Source organism: Streptomyces sp. NBC_00390 (genome assembly GCF_036057275.1).
Taxonomy (GTDB): Bacteria; Actinomycetota; Actinomycetes; order Streptomycetales; family Streptomycetaceae; genus Streptomyces.
In genome coordinates this window covers 5,496,880-5,517,998 of the sequence record NZ_CP107945.1, presented here as the reverse complement: position 1 = coordinate 5,517,998, position 21,119 = coordinate 5,496,880, and the positions used below count along the sequence as shown (strand labels likewise).

Genomic DNA, 21,119 nt, shown 5'->3' with positions numbered 1-21,119 from the left:
CTCCGTCCTCAGCCTGTGTAGGGCTTACGGCCTCGCTGAGCACCCTCCTGCGCCCCGGTGCCGTAGTTGTTCTTGAGGTCGTCGGAGAGGTTTCCGGTCGCGTCTGCTTCACTGCTGTGCCCCTCGAGGTACTTTGCGGCCGTCGCGCCCAGACCTTCCTCACCGCGTATGAAGAACTGCCGTGAATCCACCGGCTGAGGCAGATCCGGGCCGCCGAACACGGCGTCGTTGTGGAACACCTTCGCGAATTCGGTGCCCGCGCCCATGGCGATGGGGACGATCATTCCCCAGGGCCCAGCCTTGCCGACGACGCTGACGATTCCCGCGCTCAGGGCCGGGGCCGCACCGCTGTAGCCCACGCGCGTCCAGTTGGAGGACTCCTGGAAGGCCTGCTGCGCCTTCGCGGTGTCGTGGGCGTACGTCGCCTCGATCTGCGCCGCACGGGAGTGGTCGAGAATGCCCCGCACCTCGGCCTCGGTCAGCAGCGCCCTGCGTCCCATGGCGTAGTTGTCCGCCCCGTCGGCAGGCGGGTGCTGCGCGAGCCGGTCGATGGTATAGAGGTGCTCGGCCTGATTCATGATGCCGTGCGAGACCTCGTTCTGCCCCAGCACGCTGAGGAAGTCGATGGCACCGGTGCGGCCGAAATCGGCGCGCCCCTTGTACGCGGCCGGGAACGCCCCGTCGTTCTCCAGGTCCGCGCCCGTGCCGGACACCGCGAAGTTGAGGTCGTCCACATAGGCACCGCCCATGGCACCCAGCGCACCGGCCATCCCAGGCTGGTCATGGAGCAGTTTCGGGCCGCCCTCGCCCCCGTACACGGCGACGACCTGTTCCATGACGTCCGCGGTGGCCGCGGTCCTGCGGTCGCCTCCATGGCTGAAGATCTCGGGGTCCTTGCCGCTGAGTTCTTCGGCATCCCAGGCGTAGCCGGTCGTCGCGGCCGTCAGGGCGTGCCCGAGCGCCTCATGGCCGGGCAGGTCGCGCGGAGCGCCCGCGGTGTTGCCGTCGAAGATCCAGTTGCGTTCCTCGGCGAGGTACTTCAGATGGGAGTTGACCTCGGACGTCGAACCCGCGCCGGCAGGCGGCTCGAAGAACTCGGTGGCGGCCTTCGGGTTGTGGCCCAGTCCTTCGAGGAAGCCGGTCATCGGGTCGTGGCCGGTGTCGTCCCGCCGTCCGATCAGATTGAGCGAGTCGACGTCGGCGGTGTTCGACCAGTAGGCGTAGCCGTCCTTGGTGTTGTTCTTCTCGTCCCAGGCGACGAGCTTGTCGCCGTAACTGTTGAGGAAGCGCGTGTCATAGGTCCCCGAGCGCATGAGATTGCTCATGACCTGGAAACCGTAGGGGTGGGTGGTTCCCCCGGTGTTCAGCCGCTCCGAACCGGTGCGGATGATCTCGTCCTTCCAGGCCCGCATCTCGGGACTGTCGGAATGCGATGCGGTGGCCAGGGTGGTCCCGAGGCTCTCCTGAAGGCTCTTGGCCGACTTCCACCACGACTTCTCGTCGATGTCCGTGTCCGGGTGGAGGGCATTGCGCGGGTGCGTCGCGTTGTACCAGAGCTTGAGGGTCTTCTCCGGTCCCAGCCGGGTGGCGAACTCCTCGGCGAACGCCGGGTCATGGCTGTGCCGGGCCATCACCAGGGACAGCCGGCTCAGCTGGTCGGAGCTCATCGTGCCGTTCTCGAGCCCGGCGAGATCAAGAGCCGCTTTGAGATCCTTGGCCGATTCGGCCCGCGCCTGGGCCAGGGAGTCGTACGCCTTGTCGTTGAATCCGCGATCCGTGCCGTTGACGTCCGCGGTCAGGGCGTGGGCCAGGGCGCTGTCCGCCTCCTCGGCCTTGGCGATGGCACTGCTGGTGCGCTCACGGTAGTACGCGAAGGTGTCCTGGTAGGTCTTGGTGAGTGCGGCGGTGTTGTCGTTCTCCGCGGTCGTCAGGTCGACGTAGACGGAGCCGTCGTGCTTGTTGAGCCTGAGGTGCGGGTGGCCCTCGAGTTCCGTCTCGATGTCCTCGAGTGCCTTCTTCGCGGCTCTGAAGTCCTCCAGGCCCTGCCGCAGGACGTTGTGCACTCGGCGGGACTCGTCGACGGCCGCCTGGATCTGCTCCTGGACCTTGCGGAACTTCCCCTCCGCGGCGTCGGCCGCTTCGCCCTCCCAGTCGGAGGCCGCCAGCCCCTTGGTGACCTGCGTGCCGAAGTTCACGCCGATCTGCTGGAACTTCCCCGGGGCCACGCTCCACTTCGTGACGGCTTCGCTGAGCGGGGTGAGGTTGGCGTTCCTGACGTCGGTGTAGGTCAGCTGCCCGCTCATGGGTTCTGTCCCTTGCCCTGGGAACCGGTGTTCACGCTCCCGGCAGCCTGCGCCCGCTTCTTGTCCTCCGCGGTGAAGGTCGTCGCGGCAGCGCGCAGCGCCTGGGCCGTGCTCGTGAACTGCTCCTTCACATACGACATCTGGTCCCGCCAGCGCTCCAGGAACGTGGAGACGGCGGCGTCCGTCGCAAAGCCCTTGAGGGAGCCGGTCACCTGCCCGGTCTCCAGCATCACCTCGTCGTCCGCCTTGAGGAACTGGGTGCGCACCCCTTCGGCCTTGCCCGCCCGTTCGTTGAGGACGGACGCCGTCACCTTGAGTCTCGGCTGCGGCCCGGGGCCCGTTGGTCCTGGGCCCGACATCGGACCGTCGACGTGGTCGAGCGACATGCTCAGGAACGCGGACGGCCGCCGGGCAGCGCCGAGCCCCTCTTCCCCCGTTAACGTCACGTGGATCCCTCCGTCCGACGGCGACGAGTTCGCCGATTGCCGAGAAGCTAATTCCCGAAGGGCAACGGAACGTGTCGTACCGGGGGCTCCCGGATGGACGCACAGCGCCCTGGATTCGCCGGTGGACCTGACGGAAAGTGAGGAATCGCTGATGGGAGGAGAGTTGAGCGCCGCCGACCGTCTCACCCGCCCCCATCGGGGGCCGATCACCGATTAAGCCGCGCAAACAACGCTGCGGTCGGGGACGGGCTAGGGGGCCGTGCCTGGGCCGATACGCCCTTCGGACACACCTACGCCATGAGATGGCCGAGGAGCTCCTCCCCCGCGGGATACGCCCGCTCCTCGGGCAACAGCCGTGCGGCCGCCTCCAGTTCTCCGCGGCGCACGAGCCCGTGGATCTCGCGTGCGAGGGGGGTCACGTCGCTGATGGCCACGGTCCACTCGTCGGCGTACCGCGCCGCCGCCTCGCCCGCCAGCCCGAGCTGCAAGGAGCGGTACGGCAGGGCCGCGAGATACAGATCCCGCTCGGGATCCCACTGCACACGTGCGGGCGCCTGCCGGAGCTGCCGCTTCCACGTGGCCTGATCGGGATGCAGGCCCCGCTGGTAGTGCGACAAGCAGGCGTTCCGCAGGGCCCATTCGAAACCGTCGCGTCTGATCTCGACGGCCAGCACGGTCTCCTGCCCCTCCTTGGCACCCCACCCGCAGCGGTACATCATCCACAGGAACGACGGCTTGATCCATGTCATGCGGTCCCGCTTCCAGGCCCCGGGAAACCGCCCGGTGCGCGCGGCCGGCTCGCCGATCTCGGGGCGGTAGGCCTGGTAGACGGTGACGGTGTCCTCGGTGTGAAGGGCGCGGATCCGGTACGTGGGTTCATCAAGCATGCGGAACAGCATGCGCACAGACTCCGTGCTGGGGCCACTGGATTCGCCCCTGGCATCGCGCCCATGACAACGCGGGAGCGGCCGCGCGGCGCTGCTGCCCGAAGGGTTCGGGTAACGGCCGGGAGGAGGACGGGTCCGTAAGGGGGGATTCGAGTCGTCCGTACGGCCCCATCCGGGATCTCCGGCCGTCGCGGGCTGATCACGGCGCTTAGCGTCGGGCGCGGCGTTGATCAGCGCCACGGCGGCCACCTCGCGCATGCATGGCGGGGCATCATATCGCCGACTTCACTCGGAGCACGCGGACGCGCCCGGTGTGGTGCGCTGCAGGAGGTCTTCATGTCGGGTATCGCAGTCGGGGGAACACCACGGCGGGAAAGTTCGGGGCGAGGGCGCGGTGGCGGGGCTTCGTGGTGGGCGGTGGTGCGGGCCTGGGTGGTGGGACTGGCAGTCCTGGCCGGTCTGGCCCTCCCGGTCGCCCTCGCCACACCCGCCGCGGCCGCCCAGGGCGGAACCTTCGCCTACGTCGCCAACTTCGACTCGGACGACGTGTCGGTGATCGACACCGCCACCAACACCGTCACCACCACCATCCCCGTCGGTGACGGCCCCATCGATGCGGCCGTCACGCCCGACGGCAAACGCGTCTACATCACCAACTTCAACGCAGCCAGTGCGTCGGTGATCGACACCGCCACCAACACCGTCACCGACACCATCCCCGTCGGCAGCGCACCCCTCGCGGTGGCGATCACCCCCAACGGCACCCTCGCCTACGTCACCAACGTCGGATCGGACAGCGTGTCGGTGATCGACACCGCCACCAACACCGTCACCGACACCATCCCCGTCGGCAGCGCACCCCGCGGGGTGGCGATCACCCCCGACGGGGCCTTCGCCTACGTCACCAACGCCGGGTCGGACAGCGTGTCGGTGATCGACACCACCACCAACACCGTCACCGACACCATCCCCGTCGGTGACGCGCCCCAAGGTGTGGCAGTCACCCCCGACGGGGCCTTCGCCTACGTCACCAACAGCGGCTCGAATGACGTCTCGGTGATCGACACCACCACCAACACCGTCACCGACACCATCCCCGTCGGCTCGTCCCCCCAGGACGTGGCGATCACCCCCAACGGCACCTTCGCCTACGTCACCAACCAGAGCTCCAACAACGTCTCGGTGATCGACACCACCACCAACACCGTCACCGACACCATCCCCGTCGGCAGCGCACCCCTTGGCGTGGCGGTGACCCCCGACGGCACCCTCGCCTACGCCGCCAACCAGAACTCCAACAACGTCTCGGTGATCGACACCACCACCAACACCGTCATCGACACCATCCCCGTCGGCACCACCCCCCAACGTGTGGCGACCGGGAGCGTGCCGGCGACATCCGTAGCCGCATGCCCCCCAGGGAGCCTCCTCACAGGCGGCGGATTCCAGCTCACCGGCCCACCGCCGAACAACCTGACCAGCCGGCCGGTCGACGACTCGTGGGAAGTGTCCCTGCTCAACCAGACCGGCGAGGACATCACCTTCACGCCCTACGCCGTCTGCGCCGACATCACGCCGTAGGTCCGGAAGAGGGGATTCGATTCGTCCGTACGGCCCCATCCGCTTTCTCCAGCGGTGGCTGGGTGATCACCACACTTAGCGTCGGGCGCGGCGTTGATCAGCGCCGCGGCGGCAAACCTCGCTTTCATGACGGAGCATCAGTCGCCGGGATCGTTTTCGAGCACTCGGACGCACCTCGGTGCGAGTGCGGCGCGGGAGGTCTTCATGTCGGGAATCGCAGTGTGGGGTGCACCAGGGCCGGGGAGGGCAAGGCGACGCCACTGGGGCAGGGGGGCGTGGTGGACGTTGGTGCGGGCCTGGGTGGCGGGTCTCGCGATGCTGGCGGGCCTGGCTCTCCCGGTCACCCTCGCCACACCCGCCGCCGCAGCCCAGGGCGGAACTTTCGCCTACGTCGCCAACCAGAGCGACGACACGGTGTCGGTGATCGACACCGCCACCAACACCGTCACCACCACCATCCCCGTTGGCGACAACCCCCAGAATGTGGCGGTCACCCCCGACGGCACCCGCGCCTACGTGACCATCCGAAACTCGAACAACGTGTCAGTGATCGACACCACCACCAACACCCTCATCGGGGCCCCCATCCCCGTCGGCGACTCACCTCGCGGGGTGGCGATCACCCCCGACGGCACCCGCGCCTACGTCACCAACGTCCTTGACGACAATGTGTCGGTGATCGACACCGCCACCAACACCGTCACCACCACCATCCCCGTCGGCACCAACCCCGCGGAAGTGGCAGTCACCCCCAACGGGGCCTTCGCCTACGTCACCAACTTCGGCTCGAACAACGTGTCGGTGATCGACACCGCCACCAACACCGTCACCACCACCATCCCCGTCGGCACCGGCCCCCAGCGTTCGGCGATCACCCCCGACGGCACGCGCGCCTACGTGGCCAACTCCCTCTCGAACAACGTGTCGGTGATCGACACCACCACCAACACCGTCACCACCACCGTGCCCGTCGGCAGCCAACCCCAGGCCGTCGCTATCACCCCCGACGGCGCCTTCGCCTACGTGTCCAACTCGTCCTCCAACAGTGTGTCGGTGATCGACACCGCCACCAACACCGTCACCACCACCATCCCTGTCGGCCTCATCCCCACAGGTGTGGCGATCACCCCCGACGGCACGCGCGCCTACGTCGCCAACCAAACTTCGAACACCGCGTCGGTAATCGACACCGCCAGCAACACCGTCACCACCACTGTGCCCGTCGGCACCGACCCCTTCGGTGTAGAGATCGGGACCGTGCCTGCGTCCTCGGTAGCAACGTGCCCTCCGGGCAGTCCTCTCACAGGCGGCGGATTCCAGCTCACCGGCCCACCGCCGAACAACCCGACCAGCCGGCCGGTCGACGACTCGTGGGAAGTGTCCCTGCTCAACCAGACCGGCGAGGACATCACCTTCACGCCCTACGCGGTCTGCGCCGACATCACGCCGTAGGAGCGGCATTCGTCCTCGGTCGGACCTCACCACTCCGACCGTGCCACGCGGCCGAGGGGAACGGGTCCGGAAGAGGGGATTCGCGTCGTCCGTACAGCCCTATCCGTGATCCACAGCGGCTGGTCGCTGATCACGGCACTTAGCGTCTGGCGCGGCGCTCATCAGCGCTGCGGTGGCGCCCCCACGCGTTTATGACGGGGCATCAGTCGCCGGGATCGTTTTCGAGCACTCGGACGCACCTCCGTGTGAGTGCGGTACGGGAGGTCTTCATGTCGGTTATCGCAGTACTGCAGGGGTCAGGGCGCGGAAGTACAGGGCGAAGTCGCGGGGGCAGGGGCTCTTGGTGGGTGCTGGTCCGGGCCTGGATGGCGGGACTGGCCGTGCTGGCGGGCCTGACCCTCCCCCTCACCATGGCCACACCCGCCGCGGCCGCCCAGGGCGGCACCTTCGCCTACGTCGCCAACTTCTCCTCGAACGACGTCTCGGTGATCGACACCGCCACCAACACCGTCATCGACACCGTCCCCGTCGGCACTCTCCCCCGAGCCCTGGCCATCACCCCCGACAGCAAACGCGTCTACGTCGGCAACTTCATCTCGAACGACGTCTCGGTGATCGACACCGCCACCAACACCGTCATCGACACCGTCCCCGTCGGCTCCAATCCCCAAGGCCTGGCCATCACCCCCGACGGCACCCGCGCCTACGTCACCAACAGCGGCTCGGACAACGTCTCGGTGATCGACACCGCCACCAACACCGTCACCACCACCATCCCCGTCGGCGACAGTCCCCTAGGCCTGGCGTTCACGCCCGACGGCACCCGCGCCTACATCACCAGCAGCAACGACGACAACGTGGCGGTGATCGACACCACCACCAACACCGTCACCACCACCATCCCCGTCGGCGACCTCCCGATCGGTGTGGCTATCACCCCCGACGGGGCCTTCGCCTACGTCACCAACCTCATCTCGGGCAACGTCTCGGTGATCGACACCACCACCAACACCGTCACCACCACCATCCCCGTCGGCATCAATCCCCAAGGCGTGGCGATCACGCCCGACGGGGCCTTCGCCTACGTCGCCAACAGCGGCGTCTCGGACAGCGTCTCGGTGATCGACACCGCCACCAACACCGTCACCGCCACCGTCCCCGTCGGTGACGCCCCCACGGGTGTGGCGATCACCCCCGACGGCGCCTTCGCCTACGTCACCAACCAGTTCGCCGACACCGTCTCGGTGATCGACACAGCCACCAACACCGTCACCACCACCGTCCCCGTCGGCGACCAACCCGTCGGCGTGGCGATCGGGACCGTCCCCGCGTCGTCGACGGCGACCTGCCCTCCGGGGAGTCTCCTCACCGGCGGGGGTGCCCAGCTCACCGGCCCGCCGCCGAACGACCTCGCCAGCCGACCGGTCGACGACTCCTGGGAAGTGTCCCTGACCAACCAGACCGGCGAGGACATCACCTTCACTCCCTACGCGGTCTGCGCCGACACCACACCGTAGGAGCGGCATTCGTCCTCGGTCCGACCTCACCACTCCGACCGTGCCACGCGGCCGAGGAGAACGGGGCCGGAAGAGGGGATTCGAGTCGTCCGTACGGCCCCATCCGTGATCTCCAGCGCCCGCGCGGTGATCACCGCACTTAGCGTCGGGCGTGGCGCTCATCAGCGCCACGGGCGGCGATCCGCACATCCGTGACAGGTCATCAGTCGCCGGGATCGTTTTCGAGCAATCAGACGCACCGCGGTCTGACTGCGGTACGGGAGGTCTTCATGTCGGGGATCGCAGTAATGCAGGGGTCAGGGCGCGGAAGTACAGGGCGACGTCGCGGGGGCAGGGGCTCTTGGTGGGTGCTGGTCCGGGCCTGGATGGCGGGACTGGCCGTGCTGGCGGGCCTGGCCCTCCCTCTCGCCACGGCCACACCCGCCGCGGCCGCCCAGGGCGGAACTTTCGCCTACATCGCCAACTTCGGTTCGGACAGCGTCTCGGTGATCGACACCACCACCAACACCGTCACCACCACCATCCCCGTCGGCACCGACCCTCTGAATACGGCACTCACGCCCGATGGCAAACGCCTCTACGTCACCAACAACGGCTCGGGCAACGTGTCGGTGATCGACACCACCACCAACACCGTCACCACCACCATCCCCGTCGGGGCTGCCCCCCGGGGTGTGGCGGTCACCCCCGACGGCAGCCGCGCCTACGTCGCCAACAACGGCTCGAACGACGTCTCGGTGATCGACACCGCCACCAACACCGTCACCACCACCATCCCCGGCGGCGGCGGTCCCGAGGAGGTAGCGATCACCCCAAACGGGGCCTTCGCCTACGTCACCAACTTCACCTCGAACGACGTCTCGGTGATCGACACCGCCACCAACACCGTCACCACCACCATCCCCGTCGGCACCAACCCCGCGGGAGTGGCGATCACCCCCAACGGGGCCTTCGCCTACGCCACCAACTTCGGCTCGGACAACGTCTCGGTGATCGACACCACCACCAACACCGTGACCACCACCGTCCCCGTCGGCACCGATCCGTTCGGTGTGGCGATCACCCCCGACGGGGCCTTCGCCTACGTCCCCAACTCCAGCTCGAACAACGTCTCGGTGATCGACACAGCCACCAACACCGTCACCACCACCATCCCCGTCGGCGCCAACCCCGCGCTGGTGGCGATCACCCCCGACGGGGCCTTCGCCTACGTCCCCAACTTCAGCTCGAACAACGTCTCGGTGATCGACACAGCCACCAACACCGTCACCACCACCATCCCCGTCGGCAGCGTTCCGTTCGGTGTGGCGATCGGGACGGTGCCGGCGTCATCGACGGCGACCTGCCCCCCGGGAAGTCTCCTCACCGGCGGGGGTGCCCAGCTCACCGGCCCGCCGCCGAACGACCTCGCCAGCCGGCCGGTCGACAACTCCTGGGAAGTGTCCCTGACCAACCAGACCGCCGAGGACATCACCTTCACTCCCTACGCCGTCTGCGCCGACACCACACCGTAGGTTCCGCGCCCCCAGAGCCCGCCGATGGTCGCCATCGACCGAACCTCCCCGGACGTGCTCGACCCGCCCACCCCGGCGCACCTTGGCAAGGCAGCCGGGAGGTGACGTTCTCAGCGGTCGCCGCACCTCACCGGTGACCGGTCCGTTCCGAAGAATCAGGAGCAGAGCATGAACTCTGATCGCACATCACGGTCCGCCCTGGGGCCACTTCCTCGACGGAGAGCCTGGCTGAGCGGGGGCGCGATCGCGTCGCTCGCTCTTGTGCTCATGGGAATCACGAATCCGGCAGCCGCGACCTTGCGGCCCGCGGAAACGGCCCCCCGCGAGAGCGTGGCAACGCCACGTGCAGACAAGGACAAGTGCCCGAAGCCCAAGAAATCCGGCCCGGCCGCCGACCGTGGAAGCGACAAGTGCAAACCGGGTCGCACCGGAGCCACAGGTCCCACCGGACCCACAGGCCCGACCGGGCCCACAGGCCCGACCGGGCCCACCGGCCCGACCGGAACCGGCACAACCGGACCGACCGGCCCCACGGGACCCGCCGGAGTGACCGGCCCGACCGGAACCGGCACAACCGGACCGACCGGCCCCACGGGACCCGCCGGAGTGACCGGCCCGACCGGGCCCGGGAACGGTGCGACCGGGCCCACGGGACCCACCGGACCCGCCGGTCCCACCGGCCCGACAGGCGCAACAGGCGCAACAGGCGCAACAGGCGCAACAGGCCCTGCCGGAACCGGCACAACCGGACCCACTGGCCCCGCCGGACCGACGGGCTCCACCGGACCGACCGGACCGGCCGGAACCGGCACAACCGGACCCACCGGACCCACGGGACCCACCGGCCCCGCCGGCGACACAGGCTCCACCGGACCGACCGGACCGACCGGAACCGGCACAACCGGACCCACGGGAGACACCGGCCCCACAGGCCCGACCGGCCCGACGGGCGCAACAGGCCCTGCCGGCCCCATCGACACCTTCATCGTCCAGGGACCCACGGTGACGGTCCCAGGCAATCCGTAGACATGGCACTGAAACCCATGCGGCCCGCACGGACAGGTGTCCGTGCGGGCCGCCCGGCCCTGGGCCCGGGTCAGTGGTTGCGCGGGAAGCCCAGGTCCACGCCGAGGTGCCCCTCGGACGGGTCCGGCCAGCGGGTCGTGACGACCTTGCCGCGGGTGTAGAAGTGCACGCCGTCGTTGCCGTAGATGTGGTGGTCGCCGAAGAGCGAGTCCTTCCAGCCACCGAAGGAGTGGTAGCCGACCGGCACCGGGATCGGCACGTTCACGCCGACCATGCCGGCCTGGACCTCCAGCTGGAAGCGGCGGGCCGCGCCGCCGTCGCGGGTGAAGACGGCCGTGCCGTTGCCGAACGGGGAGGCGTTGATCAGCGCCACACCCTCCTCGTACGTCTCCGTGCGCAGCACGCACAGCACCGGGCCGAAGATCTCGTCACGGTAGGCATCGGAGTCGGTGGAGACCTTGTCGAGCAGCGACAGGCCGATCCAGTGGCCGTCCTCGAAGCCGTCGACCGTGTGACCCGTGCCGTCCAGGACCACCTCGGCGCCCTGGGCCGCCGCGCCCGTCACGTACGAGGCGACCTTGTCGCGGTGGGCCTTGGTGATCAGGGGGCCCATCTCGGACGCCGGGTCGTCGCCCGGGCCGATCTTGATCTTCTCGGCGCGCTCGCGGATCTTCTCGACCAGCTCGTCTGCGATGTGCCCGACCGCGACGACCGCGGAGATCGCCATGCAGCGCTCGCCCGCCGAGCCGTACGCCGCCGAGACCGCGGCGTCCGCGGCCGCGTCCAGGTCCGCGTCGGGCAGGACCAGCATGTGGTTCTTCGCGCCTCCGAGCGCCTGGACGCGCTTGCCCTTCGCGGAGGCGGTGGTGTGGATGTAGCGCGCGATCGGGGTGGACCCGACGAAGGAGACCGCGGCGACGTCCGGGTGCGCGAGGAGCGCGTCGACCGCGACCTTGTCGCCGTGGACGACATTGAGCACACCGTCGGGCAGTCCGGCCTCGGCGGCCAGCTCGGCGAGCAGGTTCGCGGCCGAGGGGTCCTTCTCGCTCGGCTTGAGGACGAAGGTGTTTCCGCAGGCGATCGCCAGCGGGAACATCCACATCGGCACCATCGCCGGGAAGTTGAACGGGGTGATGCCGGCGACGACGCCGAGCGGCTGGCGGATGGACGCGACATCGACCCGGTTGGACACCTGCGTGGACAGCTCACCCTTGAGCTGGGTGGTGATACCGCAGGCGAGTTCGACGATCTCCAGACCGCGGGCGACCTCGCCGAGCGCGTCGGAGTGCACCTTGCCGTGCTCGGCGGTGATCAGTGCCGCGATGTCGTCGCGGCGTGCGTCCAGCAGGGCGCGGTAGCGGAACAGGACCGCCGTGCGCTGCGCGAGCGAGGACGTGCCCCAGGCCTCGTACGCCTCCTTGGCCGCCGCCACGGCCGCGTCGACCTCTTCCACCGAGGCGAGGGCGACCTCCGTGGTGACCTCGCCGGTCGCCGGGTCGGTGACCGGGCCCCAGTTGCCCGACGCACCCTCGACGGTCTTGCCACCGATCCAGTGGTTGACGGTCTTCATTACGTGCTCCTTCACAGATGGCGGCGTCGGGCTACGGCCTGTCGGTCGTACTCCTCGCGGGCCTTGACCGCCGACGGGCGGGCCGCGGTCTCGGCCACTGGAACATCCCACCACGCCTGTGCCCCGGGCGGGCCCGACACAGTGTCTGCCGTTTCGGTCTCGACGTAGACACATGTGGCCGCGTCCGCCGAACGGGCCTCGGCGAGGGCTTCGCGCAGGTCACGCAGGGTCCGGGCACGGATCACCCGCATCCCGAGGGAGGCGGCGTTGGCCGCCAGGTCGACCGGCAGCGGGGCTCCGGTGTAGGTCAGGTCGGGGGCCCTGTGGCGGTACGCGGTGCCGAAGCGCTCCGCACCGACAGCCTCTGAGAGGCCCCCGATGGAGGCGTACCCATGGTTCTGCAGGATCACCATCTTGAGGGGGATGTTCTCCTGGACGGCGGTGACGATCTCGGTGGGGTTCATCAGATACGTGCCGTCGCCGACCAGGGCCCAGACGGGGCGGCCTGGCGCGGCCATGGCGACGCCGATGGCGGCCGGGATCTCGTAGCCCATGCAGGAGTAGCCGTACTCGACGTGGTACTGGTCCGCCGAGCGGGTGCGCCACAGTTTGTGCAGGTCACCGGGGAGGGAGCCGGCCGCGTTGATGAGGATGTCGTCGCCGGTGACGAGGGTGTCCAGCGCGCCGAGGACCTGGGTCTGGGTGGGGCGGGCGTCCGGGTCGCCGCTCTCGTACGCGGCGTCGACAAGTTGCTCCCAGTGCTCCTTGCCGTCGCTGTACTCCTGCGCGTACGCGGGGTCGACGCGGTGGGCGCCGCCCAGCGCGGCGGTGAGCTCCTCCAGCGCGCCGCGTGCGTCCGCGACCACGGAGAGCCCGGACATCTTGCGGGCGTCGAAGCCGGTGATGTTGATGTTGGCGAAACGGACCGCCGGATCGGCGAACAGCGTCGAGGAGGCGGTGGTGAAGTCGGACCAGCGCGTGCCGACGCCGATCACGAGGTCCGCGGTGCGGGCCAGCTCGTCGGCGGTGGCGGTGCCGGTGTGGCCGATGCCGCCGACGTCGCAGGGATGGTCGTGGGGCAGCGAGCCCTTGCCGGCCTGGGTGGAGGCGACGGGGATGCCGGTGGCGCCGGCGAAGTCGCGCAGCGCCTGTTCGGCCTCGCTGTGGTGGACGCCGCCGCCCGCGACGATCAGGGGGCGGCGGGCGGACCGCACCGCCTGTGCCAGTTCGGTGAGCGCATCGGCGTCGGCCCGCGGCCGGCGCACCGGCCACACCCGGTCGGTGAAGAACTCCTCCGGCCAGTCGTACGCCTCGGCCTGCACGTCCTGCGGGAGCGCGAGCGTGACCGCGCCAGTCTCGGCGGGGTCGGTGAGCACCCGCATCGCCTGGAGCGCGGCCGGGATCAGTGCCTCGGGGCGGGTGATGCGGTCGAAGTACCGGGACACCGGGCGCAGCGCGTCATTGACCGACACATCTCCCGCGTACGGCACCTCCAGCTGCTGGAGGACCGGATCGGCGGGGCGGGTCGCGAAAACATCACCCGGCAGCAGCAGGACCGGCAGCCGGTTGACGGTGGCGAGGGCGGCGCCGGTGACCATGTTGGTGGCACCGGGGCCGATGGAGGTGGTCACGGCGTGGGTGGAGAGCCGGCGGGACTGGCGGGCGTAGCCGACTGCGGCGTGGACCATGGCCTGTTCGTTGCGGCCCTGGACGAAGGGCATGTCCGCCTCCGACTCCAGCAGCGCCTGGCCGATGCCGGCCACATTGCCGTGGCCGAAGATGCCCCAGGTGGCGCCGATCAGCCGCCGGCGCCGGCCGTCGCGCTCGGTGTACTGGCGGGCGAGGAAGGCGACGAGCGCCTGGGCCGTGGTGAGGCGTCGTGTGTTCATCGGTAGCCCTCCGCGGTGTGGTCGGGGTGGAAGCGGATGAGCCATTCACGCTCGGCGCCCGGGCCCGCCATCACATTGAGGTAGTACATGGGGCGGCCGGGTTCGGCGATCGACGGGCCGTGCCAGCCGTCGGGGACAAGGACCGCGTCACCGGTGCGGACCTCTGCGAGCAGATCGGCGCCGCCGGGCCGGGAGGGGGAGATGCGCTGGTAGCCCACGCCTCCGCGGTCGATCTCGAAGTAGTAGATCTCCTCCAGCTCGCTCTCCTCGCCGGGGCGGTGCTCGTCGTGCTTGTGCGGCGGATAGGAGGACCAGTGGCCGCCGGGCGTGATGACCTCGACGGCGATCAGGCGGTCGCAGGCGAAGGCGCCGGCCGCGGCGAAGTTGTGCACCTCGCGCGCCTGGATGCCGCTGCCGCGGGCCTCGACGGGAACCTCCGGCGCGGGGCCGTAGCGAGCGGGGAGTCGGCGCTCGCACTTCGCTCCTGCCAGGGCGAAGCGGCCTCCCACGCCGGAGGCGATCTGGGCACGGGCATCACGCGGTACATAGGCGAAGTCGCTCACTCCGCCGAACACGCTTTCTCTGCCGTGCAGTTCAAAGATTCCGTCCTGGGTGTGCACGGTGCAACCTCCGCTGAGCGGGAGCACGATCCACTCGCTGTCACCGGCCTTCAGCAGGTGCGACCCGCCCGGCTCAAGCTCCAGCACACGCAGGCCGGCATAGTCCCAGCCGGCCTGTGCGGGGGCGATGCGCAGCGCATACGGGCCGTCCGCCGTGCTCCCCGCGCGAAGGTGGAGACCGTGCAGCTTCTTCTCGCTCATGCCCTCTCCCTACACCCTCACAGCAGTCCGACGGCCGTGTCGACCGCACCGGCGACATCCCCGTCGGCCGGATAGAGCAGCGAACGGCCCACCACCAGTCCCTGGACGGTGGGCAGTTGCAGCGCGCCCCGCCACTTCTCGTAGGCGGAGTCCTGGTCGTCCCCTATATCGCCCCCGAGGAGCACCGCCGGGAGGGTGGAGGTCTCCATCACTGCCTGCATATCGTCCGGATCGTCGGTGACGGGCACTTTCAGCCAGCTGTACGCGGAGGTGCCGGCCAGTCCGGACGCTATGGCGATGGACCGGGTGACGGCTTCGGCGCCGAGATCATTGCGGAGTCGTCCGTCGATCCGGTGACAGATGAACGGCTCGATGAAGACGGGAAGCTGACGCTCGGCCATCTCGTCGACGGCCCGGGCCGCTGCGTCCAAGGTGTCGAGGGACGCCGGGTCGTCGTAGTCGATACGCAGCAGGAGCTTGCCGGCGTCGAAGCCGAGCCGTTCCAGGTCGCGGGCGCGGTGCCCGGTGAACCGGTCGTCCAGCTCGAAGGCGGCTCCGGCGAGGCCGCCGCGGTTCATCGAGCCCATGACGACCTTGTTCTCGAGGGCACCGAGGAGGAGCAGGTCGTCGAGTATGTCGGCGGTGGCGAGGACGCCGTCCACACCGGGGCGCGAGAGCGCGAGGCAGAGCCGCTCCAGCAGGTCGAGGCGGTTGGCCATGGCGAGCGGGCGGTCACCGACGGCGAGTGCGCCGCGGGCCGGGTGGTCGGCCGCGATGATCATCAGCCGGCCGTTGTCGCCGACGAGTCCGGGCCGCCGGCGCCGGCGTCCGGCGGCCTCCGCCACGGCTTCGGGATGCCGGGTCCGGATCCCGACGAGCTCGCCGATGTCGACACGGCTCACGACCCCGCCCCTCCTGCCCCGCCGCTGTCACCGGCCTGCGGACCGGGCCGCGCCCCGCCGCCCCGGCCTCCCGCGGAGGCGGCCCCGGCGTCCCGCACCCGGTCGGTGTCCGGTGCGGGGTCGGTGTCCGGTGCGGGGGAGGCGGGCGCGGCCTGCCCCGCTCCGGCCGGGTCGGCGAGCGGGGTCCGCCCCGTACCGGCGGAGTCCGTGGCGCGGGGAGCTGCGGTGCTCCGCACCGGGTGGTCCGTGCGGCCGGGGCGGCTCGGGTCCGGTGGGGGCGGGCCGCCCGCGAGGACGTCCTCGACCTCCTGGGCGTACGGCATCGCGCTCGAGCACGCCAGCCGCGCCGCCACGATCGCCCCCGCCGCGTTCGCGTACCGCATCACGCGCTCCAACCCCCAGCCCGCGAGCAGCCCATGGCACAGTGCCCCGCCGAACGCGTCTCCCGCGCCGAGCCCGTTCACGACATCCACCGGGACCGGCGGGACCTCGGCCCGGTTTCCGTCGCGGTGGACGGCCAGGACGCCCTTGGGGCCCTGCTTGACGACGGCGAGCTCGGCCCCCGCCGCCAGCAGCGCCTGCGCCGCGGCGTACGGCTCGCGCTCCCCGGTGGCGATCTCGCACTCCTCGAGATTGCCGACGGCGACCGTCGCATGCGTCAGCGCCTCGGTGTAGTACGGCCGTGCCGCCGCGGGGTCCGCCCAGAACATCGGGCGCCAGTCGAGGTCGAAGACGGTGGTCCCGGCCCGCGCCCGGTGGGCCAGCGCGGCCAGCGTCGCCGACCGGCTCGGCTGCGCACACAGCCCGGTACCGGTCACCCAGAAGACGCGCGCGGCACGCACCTGAGCCAGGTCCAGCTCGTCCTCACGGATCTCGAGATCGGGTGCCTTGGGCTGCCGGTAGAAGTAGAGCGGAAAGTCGTCGGGCGGGAAGATCTCACAGAAGGTGACCGGCGTCGGATACGCGTCGACGGGCGTGACCCACCGGTCGTCGACCCCGAACTCCTTGAGGGCCTGGTGGAGATAATCCCCGAATGCGTCCTGCCCGGTGCGGGTGATCACCGCCGTCCGCCGGCCCAGCCTGGCCGCCGCGACCGCGACGTTCGTGGCGGAGCCGCCGAGGAATCTGCCGAAGGTGTCGGCCTGCGCCAACGGGACCCCGGTGCGCAGCGGGTAGAGGTCCACCCCGATCCGGCCCATCGTGATCACGTCGTAGGGCTGAGGCATGCGCGTCCCTTCGGTTCGACGCCGGCTGCACCGCACCCAGGTCTAGCCCTCCCCGCCGAACCCTGTCAACATTTTGTCCTTACATTCGGACCAAGCCTTGACACCTTTCTTCGATGGCCGGAAAGCTGACCGGCATGACCTCCTCCGTCCCCGCCCTGAACCGCATCCGGGTCGGCTCGGCCCCCGACTCCTGGGGGGTGTGGTTTCCCGATGATTCGCGGCAAGTCCCTTGGCAGCGCTTCCTCGACGAGGTCGCGCGGGCCGGCTACGAGTGGATCGAACTCGGCCCCTACGGCTACCTCCCCAGCGATCCGGTGCGCCTCGCCGAGGAGACCTCCCGGCGCGGGCTGAAGGTCTCGGCCGGGACGGTCTTCACCGGGCTGCATCACGGGGCTGCCGTGTGGGACGAGACCTGGGCGCATGTCTCGGACATCGCGGCGCTCACCCGGGCGATGGGTGCGGAGCATCTCGTGGTGATCCCTTCCTTCTGGCGCGACGACAAGACCGGCGAGGTGCTGGAGGACCGCACCCTCAGCGCCGCGCAGTGGCGTGATCTCACCTCCCAGACCGAACGGCTGGGCCGGGAGGTGCGCGAGCGGTACGGGCTGAAGATCGTCGTCCATCCGCACGCGGACACCCATATCGACAGCGAGGAGAACGTCAGCCGGTTCCTGGACGCCACCGACTCCGACCTGGTCTCGCTCTGTCTGGACACCGGGCACTACGCCTACTGCGGCGGCGACAGCGTCAAGCTGATCGAGACGTACGGGGAGCGCATCGGCTATCTCCATCTCAAGCAGGTCGATCCGCGGATCCTCGCCGAAGTCGTCGCGGACGAGGTGCCGTTCGGGCCTGCGGTCGGGCGGGGCGTGATGTGCGAGCCACCGGCCGGGGTGCCCGCACTGGAGCCCGTACTGGCCGCGGCGCAGGCACTGGGTGTCGAACTCTTCGCCATCGTGGAGCAGGACATGTACCCGTGTCCGCCGGACAGGCCCTTCCCGATCGCCGAACGCACCCGCGGCTTCCTGCGCTCCTGCGGCCTCTGAGCGGCGCGGGACACCGGAGCGACCCGGCAGAGCCGGGCCCTCCGAGGCCGCCGAGGACTCTGGGGCACATGCGTCACATCTGTCACCGTTGTCGTCGGCTGATCACGCTTGTCCCGATTACGCGGCCCTTCTGTCACAGCCGTTCAACAGCCGGGCCCCTGCGGCGACTCGGCATCGTTCTACTGGCATTGGCTCAGTGATCGCCAGCGTGCGGGCGGCCGATCCCCCGACGGCATCCCGCCCGCCGCTGCCGCGCCCGCAGGAAGGTGCCACACAGATGACGGACAGAAGGCTCTGGTCCTACAAGGACATCGCCGCGCACATCAAGGTCCAGACGGAAACAGTCCGTTCCTACCGCAAACACGGCCTTCTTCCGCCACCCGACCATGTGGAGGCAGGCAAGCCCTACTGGTACGCGGACACGATCCGCCTCTGGGTCGCCAACCGTCCCGGAAACCGGGGCCGTCGGTAACGAGCGGGCGGGCCCCACACCCGGCGGTGCGGGGCCCGGCGCATCACCGCCCTCGCGGGATCACACCCCGGCCGGGTCCCGGTCCGCCGTCTCTGTCGCGGTCGCTTCCGCTGTCGGCCCCTGGGCCGCGTGCGGCTCCGCTCCACTCTTCCCTGCCTCCCCGGAATGAGCTGCCGCCTCCCCCTCGCTGAGCCCGAACCGCTCATGGAAGCGGCGCAACGGCCGCGGCGCCCACCAGGTCGACCTGCCCATCAGCTTCATCACCGAGGGGACCAGCAGGCTGCGCACCACCATGGCGTCCATCAGCACGGCGAGCGCGATGCCGAGGCCGAGCATCTTGGTGTTGGTCACCCGCGAGGTGCCTATGCCCACCATCACCACCGCGAGGATCACGGCCGCCGCGGTGATCAGCCCGCCGGTGCGCTGCAGCCCGAACCGTACGGCCTGCTCGTGGTCGCCGGAGCGGTCGTACTCCTCCTTGATCCTGGAGAGCAGGAAGACGCCGTAGTCCATCGAGAGCCCGAAGGCGATGCAGAACATGAGCACGGGCAGGGTGGTCTCGATGTCCCCGGTGGAGGTGAAGGCGAGCAGTCCGGAGAGATGGCCGTCCTGGAAGACCCAGACGACGGCCCCGAACATCGCCGTCAGACTGAGCGCGTTGAGCACGACCGCCTGGAGCGGGATCAGCACGCTGCCACTGAGCAGGAAGACCAGCAGGAGTGTCGCCACAACGATGATCCCGAGCGCCAGAGGCAGCCGATCCGCGATGGCGTTCTTGGAGTCCTCCAGCACCGCGGCTCTTCCGGTCACCGATGTCTCGAACGGGGCCGGCACATCGCGCAGCTCGTGCACGAGCCGCTGCGCCTGCTCGCCCACGGCCTCGCCCTCGGGCAGCACGGTGAAGTAGGCGAAGGCGCCGGAGACGACGGGTCCGTCGACGCGCACCACCTCCGGCAGGGCCGAGATGCGCTCGCGGTACTGCGCGTACTGGGCGGGTGTCGGCGCGGCCCCCGAGGCTCCGGCGCGCTCGGTGATCACTTCGAGTCCGCCGGTGGGGCTGCCGGGGAAGCCGTCCCGTATCTGCTGCTGGACGACGTGGGACTCGGCGGTGGGCGGCAACTGACGGTCGTCGGGGGTGCCGAACTTCACGCCCAGGAAGGGCAGTCCGAGCAGCACCAGGGCGCCGACCGTACCGATGGCGAACAGCGGGGCCCGGCGCATCACCACAGCGGCGACCCGGGCCCAGCCCGCGCCGGACTTCGCAGCCGCCGGGTCATCTGCGGCGCCCTCACGTCCGCGACCGCGCCCGAACAGACGGCGCAGGTCCAGCGCGTTGACCCGATGGCCGAGGAGCATCAGCGCCGCGGGCAGCAAGATCAGTGCGGCGAGGGCCGCGAGCAGTACGACGGCGATGCCCGCATAGGCGAACGACCTCAGGAAGTACTGCGGGAAGACCAGCATCGCGGCCAGGGACACCGCCACGGTCAGGGCGGAGAAGAGGACGGTACGGCCCGCGGTGCGCAGAGTCGCTCCGACCGCTTCGCGCACCTCCCTTCCCGCGGACAGTTCCTCGCGGAATCTGCGCACGATGAACAGGGCGTAGTCGATGGCGAGTCCGAGCCCCAGCGCCGTGGTGAGGTTCTGCGCGAAGACCGAGACGTCGGCGAACTCGGTGATGCCCCGCAGCACGGCGTTCGTCCCCAGGATGGCGATGATGCCGACACCCAGCGGCAGCAGCGCCGCGACCGCGCTGCCGAAGACCATGACCAGCAGCACCAGCGTGATCGGCAGGGCGATCAGCTCCGCCCGGAGCAGGTCCTCCTGGATCGTCTCCGTCATCTCCTGCTGGACGGCGACCGGGCCGCCGATCGAGACCTTCAGCGGGCCGTGCGCGCCCCGGTAGTCCGGGGCCATCCGCTTCAGCGTTTCGGACGTGGTCTTCTCGTCGCCCTCGACGCGGGCCGCGATCAGCGCCTGGCGTCCGTCCTCGGCGCGCAGGGCGGGCGCCTTGGTCTGCCAGTACGACCCGACACCCGTGACGCCCTCCTCGGCGGAGAGTCTGCTCACCAGGCGGCCGGCCTCGGCGACGACCGACGGGTCGTCCACACCCGCCCGGCCGGCGTCGACGAGGAGCAGGAGATTCGGCTGGGAGGCAGGGAACTCCCGCTCCAGGGCCTCGGTGGCATAGCTCGACTCGGCTGCCGGATCCTGCCAGCCTCCGGCGCCCATCCGGTCGGCGACCCCGCTGCCGGCGAACACGGCGAGCGCGGTCAGGACCAGGGCGGTCAGCAGCGCCAGACGCGGCCTCGCCGTGACGAAGCGGGTCCATCCCCCCAGCCGCGGCGAGCTGTTGACTTCGGACATGATGCGGTGTCCCCTTCACCGTGCCCATGCGCAGGCTTCACGGCAGGCAGCATGGGCCGACCATTGCCATAGACTGGCAAACACGAGTCATCACTCGCATAAC

The 21,119-nt window shown here is 69.9% G+C and carries 15 protein-coding genes; 6 read left to right on the top strand and 9 right to left on the bottom strand.

Features of this window, described 5'->3' with window-relative positions; all coding sequences use genetic code 11:
- Positions 1-8 precede the first annotated feature (8 nt).
- From OHS70_RS24275 to OHS70_RS24265, 3 genes are all read right to left on the bottom strand, one after another.
- Positions 9-2,303 carry a DUF6571 family protein gene (locus tag OHS70_RS24275; protein ID WP_328400455.1) on the bottom strand — a complete coding sequence of 765 codons (2,295 nt, stop codon included), beginning with the start codon at positions 2,301-2,303 and terminating at the stop codon, positions 9-11.
- The gene (locus tag OHS70_RS24270) at positions 2,300-2,749 is read right to left on the bottom strand and encodes a hypothetical protein (RefSeq protein WP_328400453.1); all 450 of its coding nucleotides are present in this window, start codon (positions 2,747-2,749) and stop codon (positions 2,300-2,302) included. Before OHS70_RS24270 ends, OHS70_RS24275 begins: the two co-directional genes overlap by 4 nt.
- Positions 2,750-3,039: 290 nt before the next feature.
- Positions 3,040-3,636, bottom strand: a complete 597-nt coding sequence (locus OHS70_RS24265; RefSeq protein ID WP_328400451.1) for a DUF4291 domain-containing protein — start codon at positions 3,634-3,636, stop codon at positions 3,040-3,042.
- Positions 3,637-4,068: 432 nt separating this feature from the next.
- On the opposite strand from OHS70_RS24265, the gene OHS70_RS24260 reads away from it, so the two are divergent.
- From OHS70_RS24260 to OHS70_RS24245, 4 genes are all read left to right on the top strand, one after another.
- Positions 4,069-5,217: a YncE family protein gene (locus tag OHS70_RS24260; RefSeq protein ID WP_328400449.1), complete on the top strand. Its 1,149-nt coding sequence runs from the start codon at positions 4,069-4,071 to the stop codon at positions 5,215-5,217.
- 288 nt (positions 5,218-5,505) lie between these two features.
- On the top strand, positions 5,506-6,669 hold the full coding sequence (locus tag OHS70_RS24255; protein ID WP_328400447.1) for a beta-propeller fold lactonase family protein: 1,164 nt from the start codon (positions 5,506-5,508) through the stop codon (positions 6,667-6,669).
- A gap of 347 nt (positions 6,670-7,016) precedes the next feature.
- On the top strand, positions 7,017-8,186 hold the full coding sequence (locus OHS70_RS24250; protein ID WP_328400445.1) for a YVTN family beta-propeller repeat protein: 1,170 nt from the start codon (positions 7,017-7,019) through the stop codon (positions 8,184-8,186).
- Between the two features lie 347 nt (positions 8,187-8,533).
- Positions 8,534-9,700 (top strand): beta-propeller fold lactonase family protein, encoded by a 1,167-nt coding sequence (locus OHS70_RS24245; RefSeq protein WP_328400444.1) that lies wholly within the window; start codon positions 8,534-8,536, stop codon positions 9,698-9,700.
- 1,096 nt (positions 9,701-10,796) lie between these two features.
- On the opposite strand, the gene mmsA is transcribed toward OHS70_RS24245, so the two are convergent.
- Genes mmsA through iolC form a run of 5 tightly spaced genes read right to left on the bottom strand, consistent with a single transcriptional unit; the run spans position 10,797 to position 17,134 of the window.
- A complete protein-coding gene (gene mmsA, locus OHS70_RS24240) occupies positions 10,797-12,296 on the bottom strand; it encodes a CoA-acylating methylmalonate-semialdehyde dehydrogenase (protein ID WP_328400442.1) in 1,500 nt (499 codons plus the stop codon).
- 11 nt (positions 12,297-12,307) lie between these two features.
- Positions 12,308-14,185 (bottom strand): 3D-(3,5/4)-trihydroxycyclohexane-1,2-dione acylhydrolase (decyclizing), encoded by a 1,878-nt coding sequence (gene iolD, locus OHS70_RS24235; protein WP_328400440.1) that lies wholly within the window; start codon positions 14,183-14,185, stop codon positions 12,308-12,310.
- Positions 14,182-15,006, bottom strand: coding sequence for a 5-deoxy-glucuronate isomerase (gene iolB / locus OHS70_RS24230; RefSeq protein WP_328400438.1), 825 nt, complete (start codon positions 15,004-15,006; stop codon positions 14,182-14,184). The genes iolD and iolB overlap by 4 nt, the downstream gene beginning before the upstream one ends.
- A 17-nt stretch (positions 15,007-15,023) precedes the next feature.
- Entirely contained in the window at positions 15,024-15,908 is an 885-nt protein-coding gene (locus OHS70_RS24225) for a Cgl0159 family (beta/alpha)8-fold protein (protein ID WP_328400435.1), read from the bottom strand.
- Positions 15,905-17,134 carry a 5-dehydro-2-deoxygluconokinase gene (gene iolC / locus OHS70_RS24220; protein WP_328400433.1) on the bottom strand — a complete coding sequence of 410 codons (1,230 nt, stop codon included), beginning with the start codon at positions 17,132-17,134 and terminating at the stop codon, positions 15,905-15,907. The genes OHS70_RS24225 and iolC overlap by 4 nt, the downstream gene beginning before the upstream one ends.
- 134 nt (positions 17,135-17,268) lie before the next feature.
- Between iolC and OHS70_RS24215 the strand changes: the two genes are divergently transcribed.
- A complete protein-coding gene (locus tag OHS70_RS24215; protein WP_328405865.1) occupies positions 17,269-18,180 on the top strand; it encodes a sugar phosphate isomerase/epimerase family protein in 912 nt (303 codons plus the stop codon).
- Between the two features lie 277 nt (positions 18,181-18,457).
- A complete protein-coding gene (locus tag OHS70_RS24210) occupies positions 18,458-18,652 on the top strand; it encodes a helix-turn-helix transcriptional regulator (RefSeq protein WP_328400431.1) in 195 nt (64 codons plus the stop codon).
- Between the two features lie 60 nt (positions 18,653-18,712).
- On the opposite strand, the gene OHS70_RS24205 is transcribed toward OHS70_RS24210, so the two are convergent.
- Positions 18,713-21,016, bottom strand: coding sequence for an MMPL family transporter (locus tag OHS70_RS24205; protein ID WP_328400429.1), 2,304 nt, complete (start codon positions 21,014-21,016; stop codon positions 18,713-18,715).
- Positions 21,017-21,119: the final 103 nt, after the last annotated feature.